This is a genomic window from Haladaptatus sp. AB618, from assembly GCF_024136965.1.
In the GTDB taxonomy this organism is placed as follows: domain Archaea; phylum Halobacteriota; class Halobacteria; order Halobacteriales; family Haladaptataceae; genus Haladaptatus.
On the sequence record NZ_JAMYJX010000002.1, the window covers coordinates 459,936 to 476,333 of the forward strand.

General features: G+C 63.9%; 16 protein-coding genes. 7 read left to right on the plus strand and 9 right to left on the minus strand.

Features of this window, described 5'->3' with window-relative positions:
- Window positions 1-407 precede the first annotated feature (407 nt).
- The gene (locus NKF26_RS09195; protein ID WP_253234201.1) at window positions 408-1,397 is read left to right on the plus strand and encodes a cellulase family glycosylhydrolase; all 990 of its coding nucleotides are present in this window, start codon (window positions 408-410) and stop codon (window positions 1,395-1,397) included.
- Here NKF26_RS09195 and NKF26_RS09200 read toward each other — a convergent pair.
- Together NKF26_RS09200 and NKF26_RS09205 are read right to left on the minus strand one after the other, a co-directional pair.
- Window positions 1,381-2,214 carry a NosD domain-containing protein gene (locus NKF26_RS09200; RefSeq protein WP_253234202.1) on the minus strand — a complete coding sequence of 278 codons (834 nt, stop codon included), beginning with the start codon at window positions 2,212-2,214 and terminating at the stop codon, window positions 1,381-1,383. The genes NKF26_RS09195 and NKF26_RS09200 overlap by 17 nt on opposite strands.
- 85 nt (window positions 2,215-2,299) lie before the next feature.
- A complete protein-coding gene (locus tag NKF26_RS09205; protein WP_253234203.1) occupies window positions 2,300-3,214 on the minus strand; it encodes a dihydrodipicolinate synthase family protein in 915 nt (304 codons plus the stop codon).
- Between the two features lie 137 nt (window positions 3,215-3,351).
- On the opposite strand from NKF26_RS09205, the gene NKF26_RS09210 reads away from it, so the two are divergent.
- Window positions 3,352-3,618, plus strand: coding sequence for a MoaD/ThiS family protein (locus NKF26_RS09210; protein WP_066143953.1), 267 nt, complete (start codon window positions 3,352-3,354; stop codon window positions 3,616-3,618).
- A 141-nt stretch (window positions 3,619-3,759) separates the two neighbouring features.
- Here the strand turns inward: NKF26_RS09210 and NKF26_RS09215 are convergent, their stop codons facing one another.
- From NKF26_RS09215 to NKF26_RS24095, 4 genes are all read right to left on the minus strand, one after another.
- A complete protein-coding gene (locus tag NKF26_RS09215) occupies window positions 3,760-3,903 on the minus strand; it encodes a hypothetical protein (protein WP_253226541.1) in 144 nt (47 codons plus the stop codon).
- A 57-nt stretch (window positions 3,904-3,960) separates the two neighbouring features.
- The gene (locus NKF26_RS09220; protein ID WP_253234204.1) at window positions 3,961-5,193 is read right to left on the minus strand and encodes an HAD hydrolase family protein; all 1,233 of its coding nucleotides are present in this window, start codon (window positions 5,191-5,193) and stop codon (window positions 3,961-3,963) included.
- 168 nt (window positions 5,194-5,361) lie between these two features.
- Complete coding sequence (locus NKF26_RS09225) at window positions 5,362-6,702, minus strand: RimK/LysX family protein (protein WP_253226539.1); 1,341 nt, start codon at window positions 6,700-6,702, stop codon at window positions 5,362-5,364.
- An 83-nt stretch (window positions 6,703-6,785) separates the two neighbouring features.
- Window positions 6,786-6,917, minus strand: coding sequence for a hypothetical protein (locus tag NKF26_RS24095; protein ID WP_255359094.1), 132 nt, complete (start codon window positions 6,915-6,917; stop codon window positions 6,786-6,788).
- 169 nt (window positions 6,918-7,086) lie between these two features.
- Here NKF26_RS24095 and NKF26_RS09230 point away from each other — a divergent pair, with 169 nt between their 5' ends.
- Window positions 7,087-8,466: a nicotinate phosphoribosyltransferase gene (locus NKF26_RS09230; RefSeq protein WP_253234205.1), complete on the plus strand. Its 1,380-nt coding sequence runs from the start codon at window positions 7,087-7,089 to the stop codon at window positions 8,464-8,466.
- Between the two features lie 115 nt (window positions 8,467-8,581).
- Here NKF26_RS09230 and NKF26_RS09235 read toward each other — a convergent pair whose 3' ends face one another.
- The 3 genes from NKF26_RS09235 to NKF26_RS09245 all read right to left on the minus strand — a co-directional run bounded on the left by NKF26_RS09235 (window position 8,582) and on the right by NKF26_RS09245 (window position 11,681).
- Window positions 8,582-10,093, minus strand: coding sequence for a trehalose-6-phosphate synthase (locus NKF26_RS09235; protein ID WP_253234206.1), 1,512 nt, complete (start codon window positions 10,091-10,093; stop codon window positions 8,582-8,584).
- 172 nt (window positions 10,094-10,265) lie between these two features.
- Window positions 10,266-10,778, minus strand: coding sequence for a gamma carbonic anhydrase family protein (locus NKF26_RS09240; RefSeq protein WP_253234207.1), 513 nt, complete (start codon window positions 10,776-10,778; stop codon window positions 10,266-10,268).
- Window positions 10,779-10,820: 42 nt separating this feature from the next.
- Window positions 10,821-11,681, minus strand: coding sequence for an NmrA/HSCARG family protein (locus tag NKF26_RS09245; RefSeq protein ID WP_253226535.1), 861 nt, complete (start codon window positions 11,679-11,681; stop codon window positions 10,821-10,823).
- A 275-nt stretch (window positions 11,682-11,956) separates the two neighbouring features.
- Between NKF26_RS09245 and NKF26_RS09250 the strand changes: the two genes are divergently transcribed.
- The 4 genes from NKF26_RS09250 to NKF26_RS09265 are packed head-to-tail and all read left to right on the plus strand — an operon-like array spanning window position 11,957 to window position 16,370.
- Window positions 11,957-12,970: an AIR synthase family protein gene (locus NKF26_RS09250; RefSeq protein ID WP_253234208.1), complete on the plus strand. Its 1,014-nt coding sequence runs from the start codon at window positions 11,957-11,959 to the stop codon at window positions 12,968-12,970.
- Window positions 12,971-13,009: 39 nt separating this feature from the next.
- Window positions 13,010-14,023 (plus strand): AIR synthase family protein, encoded by a 1,014-nt coding sequence (locus tag NKF26_RS09255; RefSeq protein WP_253226533.1) that lies wholly within the window; start codon window positions 13,010-13,012, stop codon window positions 14,021-14,023.
- On the plus strand, window positions 14,020-15,423 hold the full coding sequence (gene thiD / locus NKF26_RS09260; protein WP_253234209.1) for a bifunctional hydroxymethylpyrimidine kinase/phosphomethylpyrimidine kinase: 1,404 nt from the start codon (window positions 14,020-14,022) through the stop codon (window positions 15,421-15,423). The genes NKF26_RS09255 and thiD overlap by 4 nt, the downstream gene beginning before the upstream one ends.
- The gene (locus NKF26_RS09265) at window positions 15,420-16,370 is read left to right on the plus strand and encodes an LLM class flavin-dependent oxidoreductase (RefSeq protein WP_253234210.1); all 951 of its coding nucleotides are present in this window, start codon (window positions 15,420-15,422) and stop codon (window positions 16,368-16,370) included. Before thiD ends, NKF26_RS09265 begins: the two co-directional genes overlap by 4 nt.
- Window positions 16,371-16,398 lie beyond the last annotated feature (28 nt).

The window sequence follows — 16,398 nt, forward strand, 5'->3', positions numbered from 1 at the left end:
TCCTGTCCGTTGAGACACCAATGTCGGTCCGCTCTCGTTCCCAAACCCCCACCGTCTGCATGCGGTTATACAGGGGTTAATCCGGGAGTAGCGGGGGAAACACTCAGTGAGGTGACCCTATCACGGGGACGTACTCCAATCCCCGATATCGACACGACGTTTTCGGCGACGTGGCTCGCGCGGCGTTCCGACGCTCGATTCCCGGAAGTGGCTTCCGTCCCATCAAACGGCCAACGAGGAAAAATGTCAGATGAAAGGTTACTACTTTCAGGTGTGCGGCCGTTGTCGGCGATTTCATGACACGTCGGTGTACGAGACGGGGGTTTCTCGCCGGTGTCGCGTCTGCTGTCTCGCTTTCCGGATGCGTCGCAGACATCGGGACCCCTCCTGTGGACGTTCGTGGTGCGATGTATCTCCCCTCACGCGCGATGAACTCTTTCCAGATGTGGAACACGTACGACCGTGGGGTCACGGAGCGAGACATGGGGTTTGCCGACCGTCTGAACCTGAACGCGATTCGAACGTGGTTGAGTTACGAGGCGTGGAAACGCGACCCCGCATCGTTCGGCCGGGCGCTCGACCACTTCCTGGCGACCGCGGACAAGCACGGCATCCAGGTCCTCCTCGGTGTCTTCGAGGGTGTCGGGCGTCCGCCGGTCCCGAAGAACCTCTACGACACCGACCCGTGGACGGGCACCTCGGTTTGGTCGCCCGGAAAGCACGTCATGCGGAATCCCGACCTGTGGGACGAACCGAAGCGCTTCGCCGAGTGGGTGACGAACCGCTACCGCGACGACGAGCGACTGCTCGCCATCGAGGTGATGAACGAACCCGGTTGGCGACCGTGGAAGAAGCGGTTCGCACGCGCCATGTTCGACTACGTCCGCGAGCGACGCGGCGACGTCCCGCTGACGATCGGCGCGACGAGCTTTGCGAACGCCACCGATTACTACGACTGGGGGATCGACGTGATCCAGTTTCACTACAACTACCCGAACACGACGGACATCTACCGTGGCGTCCTCCAACAGGCGAACGAACTCCGCAACAGCATCAACATGCCCGTCTGGCTGACCGAGTGGCAACGCATCGCGAATTTCGGCTGGGGTCAAAAGGAGGTCTCCGTGGCCCAGCGCGGCCCGGATTACGCCTCGCTCGCCCCCGTCATCCGTAAGTCGGGCGTCGGAAACTTCTTCTGGTCGCTCATGCTCAAACCCGCCTACATGCTGAGCCAGCGCAAACGTGGCATCCTCAACGGCGTCTTCCACGAGGACGGAGCGGTCTGGAGCACGGAGGACGCGAGCGCACTCAAATCGATGTCCGGCGACGGCACGTTTCACGGAACCGAACGCAAGGAGTGGCCGGATTGGGCGAAGGAAGTCATCCGGAGGGCGTGAGTCCGGCGTAGGCCAGCACGTCCGTCTGGTCGAAGTTACCGTCGCCATCGAAGTCCAGGGCCGACTGCTGTCGTGCTGGCACGTGTGCGAGACCACTCGTCTCCGCGGCGGCAACGATCGGAAACGCAACCGCGTCCGAGACGCCGGTCTTTCCGTTTCCGGTCAGATCCTCGTATCGTCCGTCCTTGTCGGGGTCGAGCGGCGGGCCGACGTTCAGTTGGTGCCCGAATCCGTGCACCAGCACCACCGGCGCGTAGATGTCGATGGCGCGATTGTGATGGATCCGGTTGTCGAGCAGCGTATCGTCCCACGAATCGTCGAGCGTGACGCCGCGGAGGTCGCCCCTCACGGTGTTGTTCACCAATCGAGTGTCCGACCCCGTCACGCCGATTCCGATGGCGTTGTTCACGGCGACGAGGTCGTGCACCGTCACGTCCGAGGCGTCCTCCACGTACACCCCGCGATTCCAATCCTGCGTTCGGAGGTTTCGAACCGTCACGTTCGACGCCCCATCGACGTGGACGCCGCTGGTGTCGCTGACACCGTATCCGTCGAGGGTGTGTCCCTCGCCGTCGAGAACCACGTCGTTCGCGCGGATTTCGATACAACCGGTCGAGATGGCGGTCTTCCCGTTGTGGACGTCGCGCGTCAGCACGTACGTTCCCGGTTTCGTGATCTTCGTACAGGAATCGACGGTCGTGGCCGTTTGTGGTGTGGATGCGGCGGACGCAGTAGATGCGGCAGGCAATCCGCCGTAGCTGACACTGACGATGCAGAGGAGAACCAACCCGACGGCGAGAACGCGCGACTGAGGCATAATCCCACGCACGACGGCCCCCCTGTTATACGCTCTCCCGGTAAGGGCGGCCTACTCGTGGAAATCAGTGTTTAAAAGGGGGAAATCAGAGCACGCCGAGCGCGCTAAGGTCCGATTCGAGCGTCGCGCGGTCGGCGTCGTTCATCTTCCGGAGCGGACTCCGGAGCGGACCGGGCGAGAAGTCCACGTCGAGCAGGTCGAGCGTCGTCTTCACGCCAGCCATGTACGACCCGCCCTTCAGCGCGCTCCGAATCGCGTACACATCGCTTTGGAGTTCGCGGGCGCGTTCCTCGTCGCCCTCGTCGTAGGCGTCGTAGAGGGAAACGATCAGTTCGGGGAAGGCGTTCGCCACCGCGCTTACGGTTCCGGTACAACCGAGTTGGAGTCCCGGCAGGATCAGGGAGTCCGACCCCGAGAGGAACGTGAGGTCCGGGTTGTCGTCGATGGCCTGTCCGAGCCACGGAACGTCCTTGCTCGAATCCTTGAGTCCGGCGAGGTTCGGAATCTCGGCGAGGTCCGAGAGCGTGTCGAGCGACAGCGAGTTGCCGGTCTTGCTCGGAATGTGGTAGATGTACACCGGCAGATCGACCGCTTCGCAGACGCGGCGGTAGTGTTCGAGCGCCCCGTCGTGGTCGAGCGGGTAGTAGAACGGCGTGATGACGACGAGTCCGTCCGCGCCGACCGACTCGGCGTGTTCCGCGTTTTGGATGGTTTCGTACGTGCTCGGCGCACCGACGCCCGCGATGACGGGAACGTCGTCCACCGCATCGACGACCGCTTCGACGACGCCGCGCTTTTCCTCGCCGGTCAGGAGCGGGAACTCGCCGTTCGTCCCGAGCGGGAAGACGCCGTGTGCGCCGCCCTCGACGACGTATTGAGCGTGGGCCGCCGTGGCTTCGTAGTTCACCGACTCGTCCTCGTGAAACGCCGTAATCGTGGGCGGAACGACGCCGTGCAGCGAAAGCGGGTCGTCCGTCCCCGGTTCTGGTGCGTGCGACATACTCGGACGCTTGTCCTCCGACCTGATAAGCGATTTCGTCTCGGCAGGGTTCTTTTCCGGGAACGAGTAAAATTCACCCGAGAGCTGTTTTTCGAGACTGAGTAAACTTTTTGTTGCAGGGGGGACAATGTGTGAGTATGAACGTCACAGTTAAGCTTACCGGACCGATGGTGGCGCGCACCGGGACTCGTGACGCACGCGTGGCAGTCCCCGACGAGGCAACCGTCGCGGACGTCGTCGACAAACTCGGCGAGCGTTACGGCCCGCAGGTCCGCGCCGGAATCATGGACGGACTCGGCCTCCGCTCGGACACCTGCCTCTTCCGAGAGTCCGACCACGAACCGCTCTCGGTCCGCAGTCCCGTCGAACCGGGCGAAACCGTCCGCGTACAGGTTCACGCCTGACGACGGTTCCCACGACCTCTACCTCGGTTCCTTCCGAACGAACGGACCTTTCCCTCGATTTTCACACTTTTCACACTTTTCACACCCGACAGTCGCTACGCTCTACTTCCCTCGCATTTTCGTGACGAAATAGTAGCGATATCAGACGTACTCGCCCGGCGCTTCCTCGAACTGCGTTCGATGGTCGTCCGAGCAGAACCGATACTGTCGGCCGAGATGGCGCGCCACGAACTCCGTCTCCCGATCAACGTACAGTTCCGTACCGCACACTGGGCATTCTTCCATGTTCGGTACTTCGAACGCCGGACGAAAACGCGCTGTGCTTGCACCTGCAAACGTCGGCTATCCCAGTCTCGCCAGACGGTTCAACGCGTACACCGTCCGGAGCACGTCGCCCGCCTTCCCGCGGTCGAAGACGAGTTCGTCCGTCTGAATGACGTGGTTCAACACGTCGCGCGAGGCGTGTTCCGGCGCGGCACCGATGCCGCAGTCGTTCTCGTCGACCCACTGCATCACGCGGAGGTCGCTCTTGCTGTCGCCCATCACGAGGGTGAACGGTTCGTCCACGCCGAGGACGTCCAGCGCGGCCTCCACGCCGACCACCTTGTTCAACTCCCGACTGCCGATTTCGGCGGCGTCACCCTCGTAGTACGCCACGTCGATCCTGTCGAAGGTGTCCCGCACGTCCGCCGGAATCTCCGAAACGTCCGTCTTGGGCATCCCGTCCGCCGCTTCGAGGACGCCGCGGATTTCGGGGTCGCTGTCGGCGTAATACGCCCGCGCCCATTCGCTTCCGTCTTCGCCATCCCCGACCACCGTCTCGCCGAGCAAGTCGATTTGATAGACGAGCGCGCGGTCGATGACTTCGACCGCCCGCGAACTCCCCGTCTCGAAGTTCGGCTTCATCGTGATGTTGAACTCGTTGCCCTGCAGGTGGGTGCACCGCCGGAGTTCGTCGGGTGCCGAGGAGAGCACCTCCGAGCGCACCGTGTCGAAGACGGTTCGAATCTCGTCGTCCAACTCCTCGAACAGCAGTCGCTTCGTCTCCGCGCCGTGGCCGGGCGTGAACACGCCAGTTCCTGCCTCGTAGACGATACTTACCGTGCCGGAGTGGACGATTTCGTTGCCGAGTCCCTGTATGGCGAACCCCTTCACGTTCTCCAGCGTCTGGCCCGTACAGACGACGATGGGCACGCCCTTCTCGTGGAATTCGGTGAGCAGGTTCAGCGTCTCGCGCGGAATCTCGTTGTCCGTCCCGCCCGCCGACCGGAGCGTCTCGTCCACGTCCAACACGAGCGCGTTCACCGACCGGCCGTACTTGGAGTAGAGGTCGAGCGCGGTGAACGCCTGGTCGCGGGTCGCGTGGGCCGCTACGTCCGCGTAGGTTTCGCCCGCGTCGAACCCGTCTCGAACCTCGTCCTTTCGCCGTTCCAGTTCGTCGCTCGCCGACTGCCAGTGCTCCAGCGCAACGCGGGAGTCGACCGGCGGGAATACGTCCACGAAATCCTGATACGCTCGAAGGGTCTTCGCGTCGAATTCGTCGTAGAGCCGATAGAGAGCATCGTACCGTTCCATACTGGATGTGGGTCACATTCCGGGATAAAGGTCGGGGAGGGTGGCAGATAGTGTCGGATCGAGTATTTGACTGCAACCACGATTCCAATACAGTAGAATTCGGCCCGTGAGACGGTGACTCCTCCTCGACGGGATGTGCCCCCATTGGGGACAGTAAGAATCTGACACTCACTCCTCGACGGTGCCGCCCTCCGTCTCGTCCACTCGCTTGCTGATGTCCACTTGGTAGTGTTCGAGGATGTCGCGGCCCAGCAGGACGGGATTGTTCATGTGGCTCCTGTCCTCGACGTTCGCGGAAACCGTGTAGTGGTTTCCGGCGATGCCGATAACCACGTCCACGACCGGTCGGGTTCGGCTCGATTTCGAGCTTCCGGAGCGCACCCGCGAGATTCGCCGAATCGGTCCCGCGCCCACGTCGGCCGCGATTCCGGTGTCGATACTGGTTCGGCTCGCGCCCGTGTCGGACTTGGCGACGACGGTGCGCGACCCCGTCGTCCCGCTGACGACGACCTCGGTGGTGTAGCCGATGGTGGGCTGGTCCGACAGTCGTTGGCTACCCGTCGCCGGTTTGCAGTCGGGAACCGAATCGTCGAGCGTCGTCGTCAGTTCCGTAACGCGGCCCTCCTCGACGCCCCCGCCGCCCGCTTCGATGGCGGCGCGTGCGATGTGCGGTGCCGGACTGTGGCCCGTGGCTCGGAAGAACCCTTTGAACCCCGCCGTCGGGTTGACTTCGAGCACGTACCACTCGTCCTCGTCCCGGATGAGATCTACCCCAGCGTAGTCCAGCCCGAGGGCGTGGGCCGAATCCAGGGCGATTTGGACGATTTCGTCCGTGAGGACGTCCCCTGCCGCCGTCACGTCGCCGCCGAGCGCGACGTTCGTCCGCCACTCCTCGTCCGGGGCCGACCGGATCATCCCGCCGAGGACGGAATCCCCGACCACGTAGACGCGCAGGTCGCTGTGCGGACCGTCGCCGTCCTGTTCGATGAGCTGTTGGATGAACGCCTGTCGCTTCCCGACCCGTGAACTGATGGGCGTGTTCAAATTCACCTTCCACGTTCCACCGCCGTGGGTCCCGATGGCGGTTTTGTACACCGCCTCGGTCCCGTACGTCTTGCCGATCTCGTTGAGCCGATCCGTGGAGAGCGCGAAGATAGCGTCGGGAACCGAAATCCCCTTGTCCGCCAACCGGACGGCCGCCGAGAACTTGTGAGTGGCCTGTAGGACCGACATCGGCGGGTTCAGCATCGGCACGAGGCTTTCGTACAGGTTCGCAAGCCCGAGGAGTTCCTCGGGGTTCTCCGTCTTCGACAACAACAACCGATTCGCGATGACGTCCACATCCGGTTCGAGCACGACACGACCGTCCCGTATCTCGACGGACGTGTTCTCCCGCCGGAGCCAGACCGGATCGTGGCCCAACGCTTCGACGGCGTTCAAAATAGCCTTCGTCTCCTTGCTGTTGTGGAGACTGAGTACTCCCACTGACACTGCTTTTTCTCCCGACATCAGCTTGCTATTCGCTAACTCATGGCAAAACAGTTATTGCTCTTTCGCTAATATTTCGGCGTCGTCTTCCGTCCAACTATCGGCTATCGAATCTTGTCGAAGACCGTGCTCTGACAGCGGCCGCACTGTCGAGGGTTGCGCCAGTACTTCTTCCCGCACGAGTGGCATTTCCAGTTCGGCGTGAGGAAATCGGGTTTGAGCGATTCCAGGTTCATGGGACGAAGTAGGGTCCCGACGAATAAACGCGTCTCGCCGGGGTCCCTCGAACCCGAACCGTCCCTCGATTCGAACTCGTACCGTCCCTCGATTTGAATTCGTGCCGTTCTCCGATTCGAACCCGAACCGTCCCCCAACTATTACTGTGGCGGCGTCGTCTCGGCGTCTATGACTGGGGGGAACCAACCAGCGGAGCGGTTCGGCTACATCACGCCCGAAAATTTGGGGTTGTTCACCGACCTCTACGAGTTGACGATGTTGCAGGGGTACCACGCCGCGGACCACAACCCGCGGGCGACGTTCAGCCTTTTCTTCCGCAAACTGCCATCGGATAGGGGGTACGTCCTCGCGGCCGGACTCGAACAGGCGATGGCCTACATCGATTCCATCTCGTTCGGGGAACGAGCGATCTCGTATCTCGCCGGTCGCGGGTTCGACGATGACTTCCTCTCCCGACTCGCGGAGTTCGAGTTCACCGGTACCGTGCGGGCGCTCCCGGAGGGGACGCCCGTGTTCCCGAACGAACCCATCGTGGAGGTGACCGCGCCCATCTTCGAAGCCCAACTGTTCGAGACCCTGCTGTTGAATCAGGTCGGCTTTCAGAGCCTCGTGGCGACCAAAGCCGCTCGGATGCGCGAAGCGGTCGAACGCCACGGCGACGGCCAATCGCTCGTGGATTTCGGTGCCCGACGCGCCCACGGTACCGACGCCGGGATGAAAGCCGCCCGCGCCGCGGCGATCGGTGGCTTCGACGGAACCTCGCTCGTCTCCGCAGGGGAGGCGTTTTCCCTCCCGGTGTACGGGACGATGGCCCACTCGTGGGTCCAGAGCTTCGAGAGCGAGCGCGACGCCTTCGAGACGTTCCTCGATCAGTATCACGAGGACACGATTCTGCTGGTGGACACCTACGATACCGTCGAAGGGGCGAAGTTGGCGATGGAACTGACCGACGAGCACGACGCCGAGGTCGGCGTGCGACTCGACTCCGGCGACCTCGTTTCCCTCTCGAAAGATGTCGCCGAAATAGTCGGCGACCGACCGATCTTCGTCTCCTCCAGCATGGACGAGTACAAGATCGCCGACTTCCTGCGTGAGGGCGGTGTGGCGACCGGGTTCGGTCCCGGTACCGCACTGACGACGAGCGGGGATGCCCCGTCGCTCGACCTCGTCTACAAACTCACCGAAATCGAACACGACGGCGAGATGCGACCGAGCATGAAACTGTCGTCGGGGAAAGTCACGTACCCCGGGGCGAAGAGCGTCCGCAGAATCGAGGAGGACGACGACGGCACCTACGAAAAGGACGTGATCGCACTGCGTGGCGAGGACGCACCCGGCGAGGACCAACTGGTGTTCGTCTACGAGGACGGGGAGCGCGTCGCCGACTCCTCCGAACTCGGCGCAATCGCCGAACGGGCGGGAAGGCGACGGCGATGTCTCCCGGACGACTGTCGCGACCTCCGTGCGCCGGGTTCCTACCCCGTCGAAATCAGCGACGGCCTCCGTCAGCTAACCGAGGACTGTCGGGCCGACCTGCTGGACCGATGAGATACCCGACGTCGAAATCGTAGCGGCGTCCGAGCAGTCCGCTACGGACTGCGGCGGAAGCGGTCCGCTACGAGGTACAGTAAACGCCGATACGCGGAAGCCGACCCGCTTCCGATCATTCGTTCGTGTATTCCGTTGTCGTTCCCGTCGTATCGCGTTGGGCCGTCGTCTCCTTTCGACTCAACACCTTGCTCGCACTCTGCAGCACGCTGTTTTTCCACGCCTCGATGTCGTTTTCCTCTACCGACGCTCGTAGCGGCTCCATTCGGGTCGCTCGCTCCGATTCGTCCATCTCCAAGGCTTCCTCGATGCTATCCGCGAACGCTTCGGTGTCGTTCGGGTGGACGGTTATCGCCCACTCGCCGAGCGCCTCGTGTGCGCCGACGAGTTCGCTGAGGACCAACACTCCCGGATCGTCGACCTGTGAGGCGACGAACTCCTTCGCGACGAGGTTCATCCCATCGCGGAGCGAACTCACGAGCACCATGTCCGATTCCCGATACAGCGCGGCCAGCGTGACCGGGGAGAGGTGGTCGTCGATGTAGACGATCGGTTGCCACGTCGCCGTCCCGAATCGGTCGTTGATCCGCTCGACTTCGCTCGTCACGTTCTCCTTGACGCGCTGATAGTCGTCGATCTGACTTCGGCTCTCGCTCGCCTTCTGGACGTACGTGAACGTTTCGCGCCGCTCGGGATACTTCTCCCAGAGCCGTTCGAGTGCGGCGAGCCGCTGCTCGATTCCTTTCGTGTAGTCGAGTCGGTCCACCCCGACGGCCAACCGGTCGGCGTCGAGCGCGTACGTTTCGCGGAGCGATTCCCACGCGTCGTCGGCCTCCGACGACCCCGCGAGCTGTCGCCGTTCCGCGGCGTCGATACCGAGCGGGAAGGATTCGACCTGAATCGTTCGCCCTTCGTAGCGAACCCACCCGGCTTCGTGATCCACCTCGGCGTCGAACGCCCGTTCGACGCAGTCGAGGAAGTTCTCGCAGTAGCGGTCGGTGTGGAAGCCGAGCAGGTCGTTCGCCAGCAGTCCGTCGAGCAGTTCCTCGTACTCCGGACAGCTTTGGAGCACGTCCCACGACGGCCACGGGATGTGCCAGAACTGCATGCAGAACGCGTCGGGACACTCCTCCCGGATCCGCCGCGGGGCGAGCGCGAAGTGATAATCCTGAAACCAGATGACGGCTTCCGATGGGTCCACTTGCTCCCGTATCGCGTCCGCGAAGTGTTCGTTGGTTTCCCGATAGTGCTCCCAGAACTCCGGTTTCGGCGTCATCTTGGCCGTATCGGAGTGACACATTGGCCAGAGCACCTGATTGCTGTAGCCGTAGTAGTAGTTCTGTACCTGTTCGTCCGTGAGCGAGACGCGCTTCAAGTCGTACGAGGGAGACTCCGGCGGGACGCGAACACAACCGTTCTCGTCGCTCATCTCGTCGTCGCCGTCGCCGCTCCCCCACGCGACCCACGTTCCCCCGGTGTTCGCCATCATGGGATCGAGCGCGGACGTGAGGCCGCCGGTCGGTCGAACGACTTGAATCTCACCGTCCACTCGCTCGTGGACGTACGGTTCCCTGTTCGACACCAGGACCAATTCGCGGTTTCCGAACTGAAGAGCAGTATCAGACATCGTATCTCCCCTCCCTGAGTCGGCAGCAAATCCTTCAGCAGTCTCGTTCATTAGTTTTGTCGCTCATCACGCATATTCGAGGGTCAAACCAATCACTGCATGGGTTGCGTTTGCAAGTTTCTTTATTAGGCTCTGACCCGCCGTATCGACCCTCTTCACCCCCGTATCGATCCTACTCGAACAGTCCTTCGTGGCGCTCGGCGAGTCCCGTGTACTCGCCCGACGAGTACGATTCGAAGATGTCCGCCGCGTCGATGGTCGTCTCCGAAAGCGGCGTCACCTGCGCGGGAACCCCCCGAACGAACGACTCCGGCGGGATGTCCGCCTCTTCGAGGGTCACAGTCCCTGCGGCAACGATGCTCCGCTCGCCGACGTGGACGCCCGTGTTTATGGTCGCGTTAAATCCGACGAGGGACCCGTCGCCGATCGTCGCTTCGTTCAGCACCGCACCGTGACCGACCATCACTCGGTCGCCGACGGTCGATGCGTGGAGCACCGCGTTGTCCCCGATGTGTGACTCTTGGCCGATTCGCACCGGTGCCGCATCACCCCGTAGCACCGCACCGGGCCAGACGCTGGCGTCGGCTTCGACCGTCACGTCCCCGACCAACGTCGCCTCCCGGCAAACGTGGGCCTCTTCGTGTATCGACGGCTCACCCCCTTCGAACTCGTACGTTCGAACCATACACCTGACACGACGTTCGACCCCAAAGCTTTGGCGGGGGGACTAGCCTACTGATCCGCTCCACTCGTGTTCGTCCAGATACTCCTCGAACAGCGTGAACTGTACGTCGTGAGACGACCGCAACTCGGCGAGGTCGATGGGTGCATCCCCGCGGTTGAACCAGCGGTACATCGCCGCATAGTCCTCTCCCGCCCGCTTTTCGAAGGCGTCGATGGGAACGTGGTCGGCGGTCACGTCGATTCCGATACTCTTCGACAGCCGAACCGCCATCGCCGACAACGTGAGTTCGTCACCCGCGAGGTCGATTTCCCGCTCGACGTAGTTCGCTCGCTTCGCGAAGGCCTCCGCGACGATTGCGCCGATGTCGTCCACGTCCACCATGTACAACGGCGTGCGCGGTTCGAGCGCCATCGAAAGCGTCTCGTTCATGATGTCGTCGCGCATGCCCTCCAAGTTCTGCATGAAGAACACGGGCCGGACGACCGTCAACGGCAGATCGAGATCCGACAGTCGTCGCTCGATGGTCGCTTTCGTGTCGAAGAACGGAACGCCCGAATTCTCGTTCGCACCCCATACCGAACTGAAAACGAAGTGGTCGACGCCGTGGTCGGCGGCGACTTCCCCGAGATTCGTCCCCTGTTCGACTTCGGCGTCCAATCCGGCGGCCCACGTGGTGACGCCGTACACGCCATCCACATCGCGCACGGCGTGCACGAGCGACTCCTTCTCCCCGAGGTCTCCCTCCACGACGACCGCACCCCGTTCGTCGAGTTCTCGGGCAGCGTCGCTTCCCCCGTCCCTGGTCAGCGCGTGGACTTCAACGCCGCGTTCCAGGAGGTGGCGCGCGACGGCCCCACCCTGTCGCCCCGTCGCTCCCGCCACGAGTACACGTTCCGGTGGCATAACGGATGGAAAACGCCACGGATTTGCTTAGTCGTTGTCACCGTCGCGGGTACCCTCGTCCTGATTTCCCGACTGCTACGGCGACCTCGAAACCCTCCGCTCGCGGCAATATCGTCGTCTCACGCCAACGCCGCAAGCAAGCGGGTGCGGTGCGGTTTCAGTGCTGCTCGGCGATCGTAGCCACGGAAATCGCGGTGACCTCTCGTGGCAAATTCCGTTGAATCCCCGATTCCACGAATCAGCACGGATTTGTGCGCGGCGGAAATACGTTCCGTATGACCGACATCGGGAAGATAGACCGCGATTTCTTCGACGAACACATCTACCCCTATCTCGGCGCGGAGCGCGAGGACGAACTCCTCGGCCCGAAACACGGCGTGGACTTTGGCGTAATCGATGTTGGCGACCACGTCGTCGCGCTCGCCACGGACCCGCTCTCGCTGCTCCCGGAACTCGGTTTCGAGAAGGCCGGATGGTTCGCGTTCCACGTCGTGATGAGCGACGTGGCGGTGAGCGGCCTGCATCCGAGCCACCTCGCGGTGGAGTTCAACCTCCCGCCGGAGATCGCGGACGAGGAGTTCGCGGAGGTCTGGAAAACCTTCGACCGCGAGGCGAAAAAGCTGGGCGTCAGCATCGTCACGGGGCACACCGCCCGGTATTCGGGCTGTCAGTATCCGTGGGTCGGCGGCGCGACGACGTTGGCCATCGGAGAGAAGCAAGACCTCGTCCGCCCGGACGGCGCGAGACCGGGCGACAGCGTGTTGGTGACGAAGGGACCGGGCGTGGAGACGGCGGGCTTTCTGGTGACGCTGTTCGAGGACCGGATCGACCTGCCGGAGGACGATATCGCGGACGCCAAGGACCGGTTCTACGACATGAGTCCGGTCGAGGACGCGCTGGTCGCGGCGGAGGCGGGCGGCGTGACGGCCATGCACGACGCGACTGAGTGCGGGATTCACGGCGCGCTGGTCGAGATGGCGCGCTCGGCGGGCGTCCGCTTCGACGTGAGCCACGACGACGTGCCGATTCTGCCGGGCGTGCTGGAAGCCTGCGACTATTTCGATATCGATCCGTGGGCGTCCACGACCGAGGGGACGCTCGTCCTGACGGTCGAAGCCGAGGCTGCCGAAACCGTCCTCGCCGCGTTCGACGACGCGGATATTCCGGCGGCCGAAATGGGGAAGGTGAGCGAGGGCGATGGCGTCTACGTCGATGGCGACCGAATCGAGCATCCCGATGTAGACCCCTCGTTGCAGGTGTTCGCCGAGTTGTCGGCCGACCGGGAGTGAACACCACCGCTAAATACAACCAAGTAATATCCCGACGTGATGACCGATCTCGGCAAAGTAGACAGCGAATTCTTCGAGGAGTACATCTTCCCGCATCTCGGTGCGGAGCGCGACGACGTGACGCTGGGGCCACAGCACGGCGTCGATTTCGGCGTCATCAAGGTCGGCGACAAAGCGGTCGCCACCGCGACCGACCCCATCTACATCATGCCCTCGCTCGGCTTCGAGCGGGCGGCGTGGTTCGCGTTCCACATCCTGATGAGCGACGTGGCGGTGAGCGGCCTGCAACCCACCCATCTCGCGGTGGATTTCAACCTCCCGCCGGAGATTACGGACGAGCAGTTCGCCACGATTTGGCAGACGTTCGACCGTGAGGCCAACGAGATGAACGTCAGCGTCGTCACGGGACACACCGCCAGATACGCGGGCTGTAACTACCCGATGGTCGGCGGGGCCACCGCGATGGCCGTCGGCGACCCGGACGACGTGGTCCGACCGAACGGCGCGCGCCCTGGCGACCGCGTCCTGCTCACGAAAGGTCCGGCAGTCGAGGCAACCGGCCTCCTGAGCAACCAGTTCGAGGACCTGATGGACCTTCCGGAGGAGACCGTCGAGCAGGCGAAAGACCGGTTTTACGACATGAGTCCGGTCGAGGACGCCCGGATAGCGGCGGAGGCGGGCGACGTGTCGGCCATGCACGACGCGACGGAGGGCGGGGTGCACGGCGCGTTGACCGAGATGGCGGCCGCGAGCGGGGTCCGCCTCGACGTGCGCCACGACGACGTGCCGGTCCTGCCGGGCGTGCTGGAGGCCTGCGAGTTCTTCGACATCGACCCGTGGTCCTCCATCAGCGAGGGAACGCTGTTGCTGGCCGTCGCGCCGGAGGACGCCGACGACGTCCTCGCCGCGTTCGACGACGCCGGGATTCCGGCGGGTGACATCGGCGAGGTTCGGGACGGCACCGGCGTCACGGTGGACGGTGAGGAAATCGAACATCCCGAGGTGGACCCGTTCTGGGGTGCCTTCGAGGAGTTCATGGAGAAATCAACATGAGTAGAGAACCAGCACCGGTCTCTCTCCCCGTCGCGCTGACCATCGCCGGAAGCGACTCCGGCGGCGGCGCGGGGATTCAGGCCGACCTGAAGACGATGGAAGCACACGGCGTGTTCGGCACCAGCGCCATCACGAGCGTCACGGCACAGAACACCCGCGGGGTCGAGGGATTTTCCACGCTCCCGGTCGAGGAGGTCGAAGCCCAATGTGAGGCCGTCCTCTCGGATTTCGACGTTCGGGCGGTCAAGACCGGCATGCTCGCGGAAGCCCCGGTCGTCCGGAGCGTCGCGGAGCAGGTCTCCGGTCTGGAAATCCCGGCCGTCGTGGACCCCGTGATGGTCGCGGCGTCGGGCGACCGACTGCTCGACTCGGCGGGCGAGGAAGCCTACGCGGACCTGTTCACCCACGCGACCCTCGTCACGCCCAACACGGACGAGGCCGAAGTCCTGACGGGCATCGAGCTAACGGACGACGAGAGCGCCGCGGCAGCGGGCGAGGCGCTCCGCGAGATGGGTGCGGACGCCGCGCTCGTGAAGGGCGGTCACGTCCCCGGCGAGACGGTTCGGGACGTGCTCGTCACGGCCGACGGCATCGACGTCTTCGAACACCCGCGCATCGCAACGGAGGCGACTCACGGGTCGGGATGCACGCTCGCCAGCGCCATCACCGCCCGACTCGCGTTGGGCGACGACCTTCGAACGGCGGTCGGCGGCGCGACGGCGTTCATGGAGCGCGCGGTCCGCTACGCCGCCGACGTCGGCGAGGGACCGGGAGCGGTTCACCACCTCGTCGAACTCCGGAACCGGGCGGCGCGGAACGACACGGCCGAGGCGGTCGAAAGCGTCGTTCAGTTGTTCGTCGAGCGGGACGTGAGCGCCCTCGTCCCGGAGGTCGGGATGAACGTCGTCGGGGCGACGCCGTACGCCGAGGCGGTGGACGAAACCGCCGCCGTCGAGGGGCGAATCACGCGAACCATGACCGGCGTGAAACCGAACCGAGGCGTGCGATTCGGCGCGTCGAGCCACGTCGCCCGGTTCCTGCTCTCGGCGCGGGAGAACGACCCCAGCCTGCGGTTCGCGGTCAACTGTCGATTCGATAGCGACGTGGAAAACGCGCTCTCGACGCTCAGCGGCGAGGTCGCGGAGTTCGACCGCGGGGAGGAACCGGCGGACGTGAAGGCCGAGGAGGGGAGCACGATGGGTTGGGGTGCCCGACGGGCGTTCGAGTCGGCGAGCGGAACGCCCATCGCGATAATCGACCGCGGGGAGGTCGGCAAGGAGGCCATCGTGAAACTGCTCGCGGCGGACTCCGAGGAACTCCAGCGACGGACGCTGGCGCTCCTCTCCGCGCTGGAGGCGCGGGAACCGGACGAGAAAGACGAGGAGGGGGCATCACCATGAACGCCGACGTCGGCATCATCCTGCCCCAGTACGGCCACGAGTACGGGACGATACGGGACGTGGCTCACGACGCCGAGGAGCACGGATTCGACGGCCTGTGGCTCGAAGACCACTTCCAATCGTGGATCGGCGACATCGAGCAGGACACCTACGAACCGTGGACGACGCTCGCGGCGCTCGCGGAGGCGACCGACGACATTCGACTCGGGACGCTGGTGGACTGTCAGGCCTATCGCCACCCGTCCCTGCTGGCGAAGATGGCGGCGACCGTGGACCGCGTGAGCGATGGCCGCCTCGACCTCGGCCTGGGCGCGGGATGGTACCGGGACGAGTTCGAGCGTTTCGGTTACGAGTTCCGCGAACCGCCCGCCGCCCGCATCGAGCGACTGCGAGAGACCGTCGAGGTTCTCCACGGCCTCTGGACGAACGAGCGGTTCTCCCACCACGGCGAGCAGTTCGATCTGGAGGAGGCGTTCTGCCGCCCGGAGCCGGTGCAGGAACCCCACCCGCCGATCTGGATCGGCGGGGCCGGGGAGCAGTTCACGCTCCGGTACACGGCCGAACTCGCTGACGGATGGAATTACGGCACCCTCGACCCTGACGGGTTCGCGGAAAAGTTGGCCGTGCTTCGGGAACACTGTGAGAACGAGGAGCGCTACGAGGACATCACGAAATCCGCCGAACTGTTCGCGTTCGTCGCCGACTCGCGGGAAGACGCCGAGGCGAAGCGCGAACGCTTCGCCGACCGGCATTTGAACGGTGAACCGAGCGAACCGCGGGAGTTCTTCCTCGCGGGCTATCTGGAGACGGCGCTGGTCGGGACGCCGGACGAGGTTCGGACGGAACTGGAGCGCTACGAGGACGTGGGCATCGAGACGTTCATGCTGAGCGTGCCGGACGCGCCAGAAGATGATAGTTTGGAACTGCTCGCCGACGTGATGGACTGAGTCGGCGTTTAGGCCATCACGGGTCGCC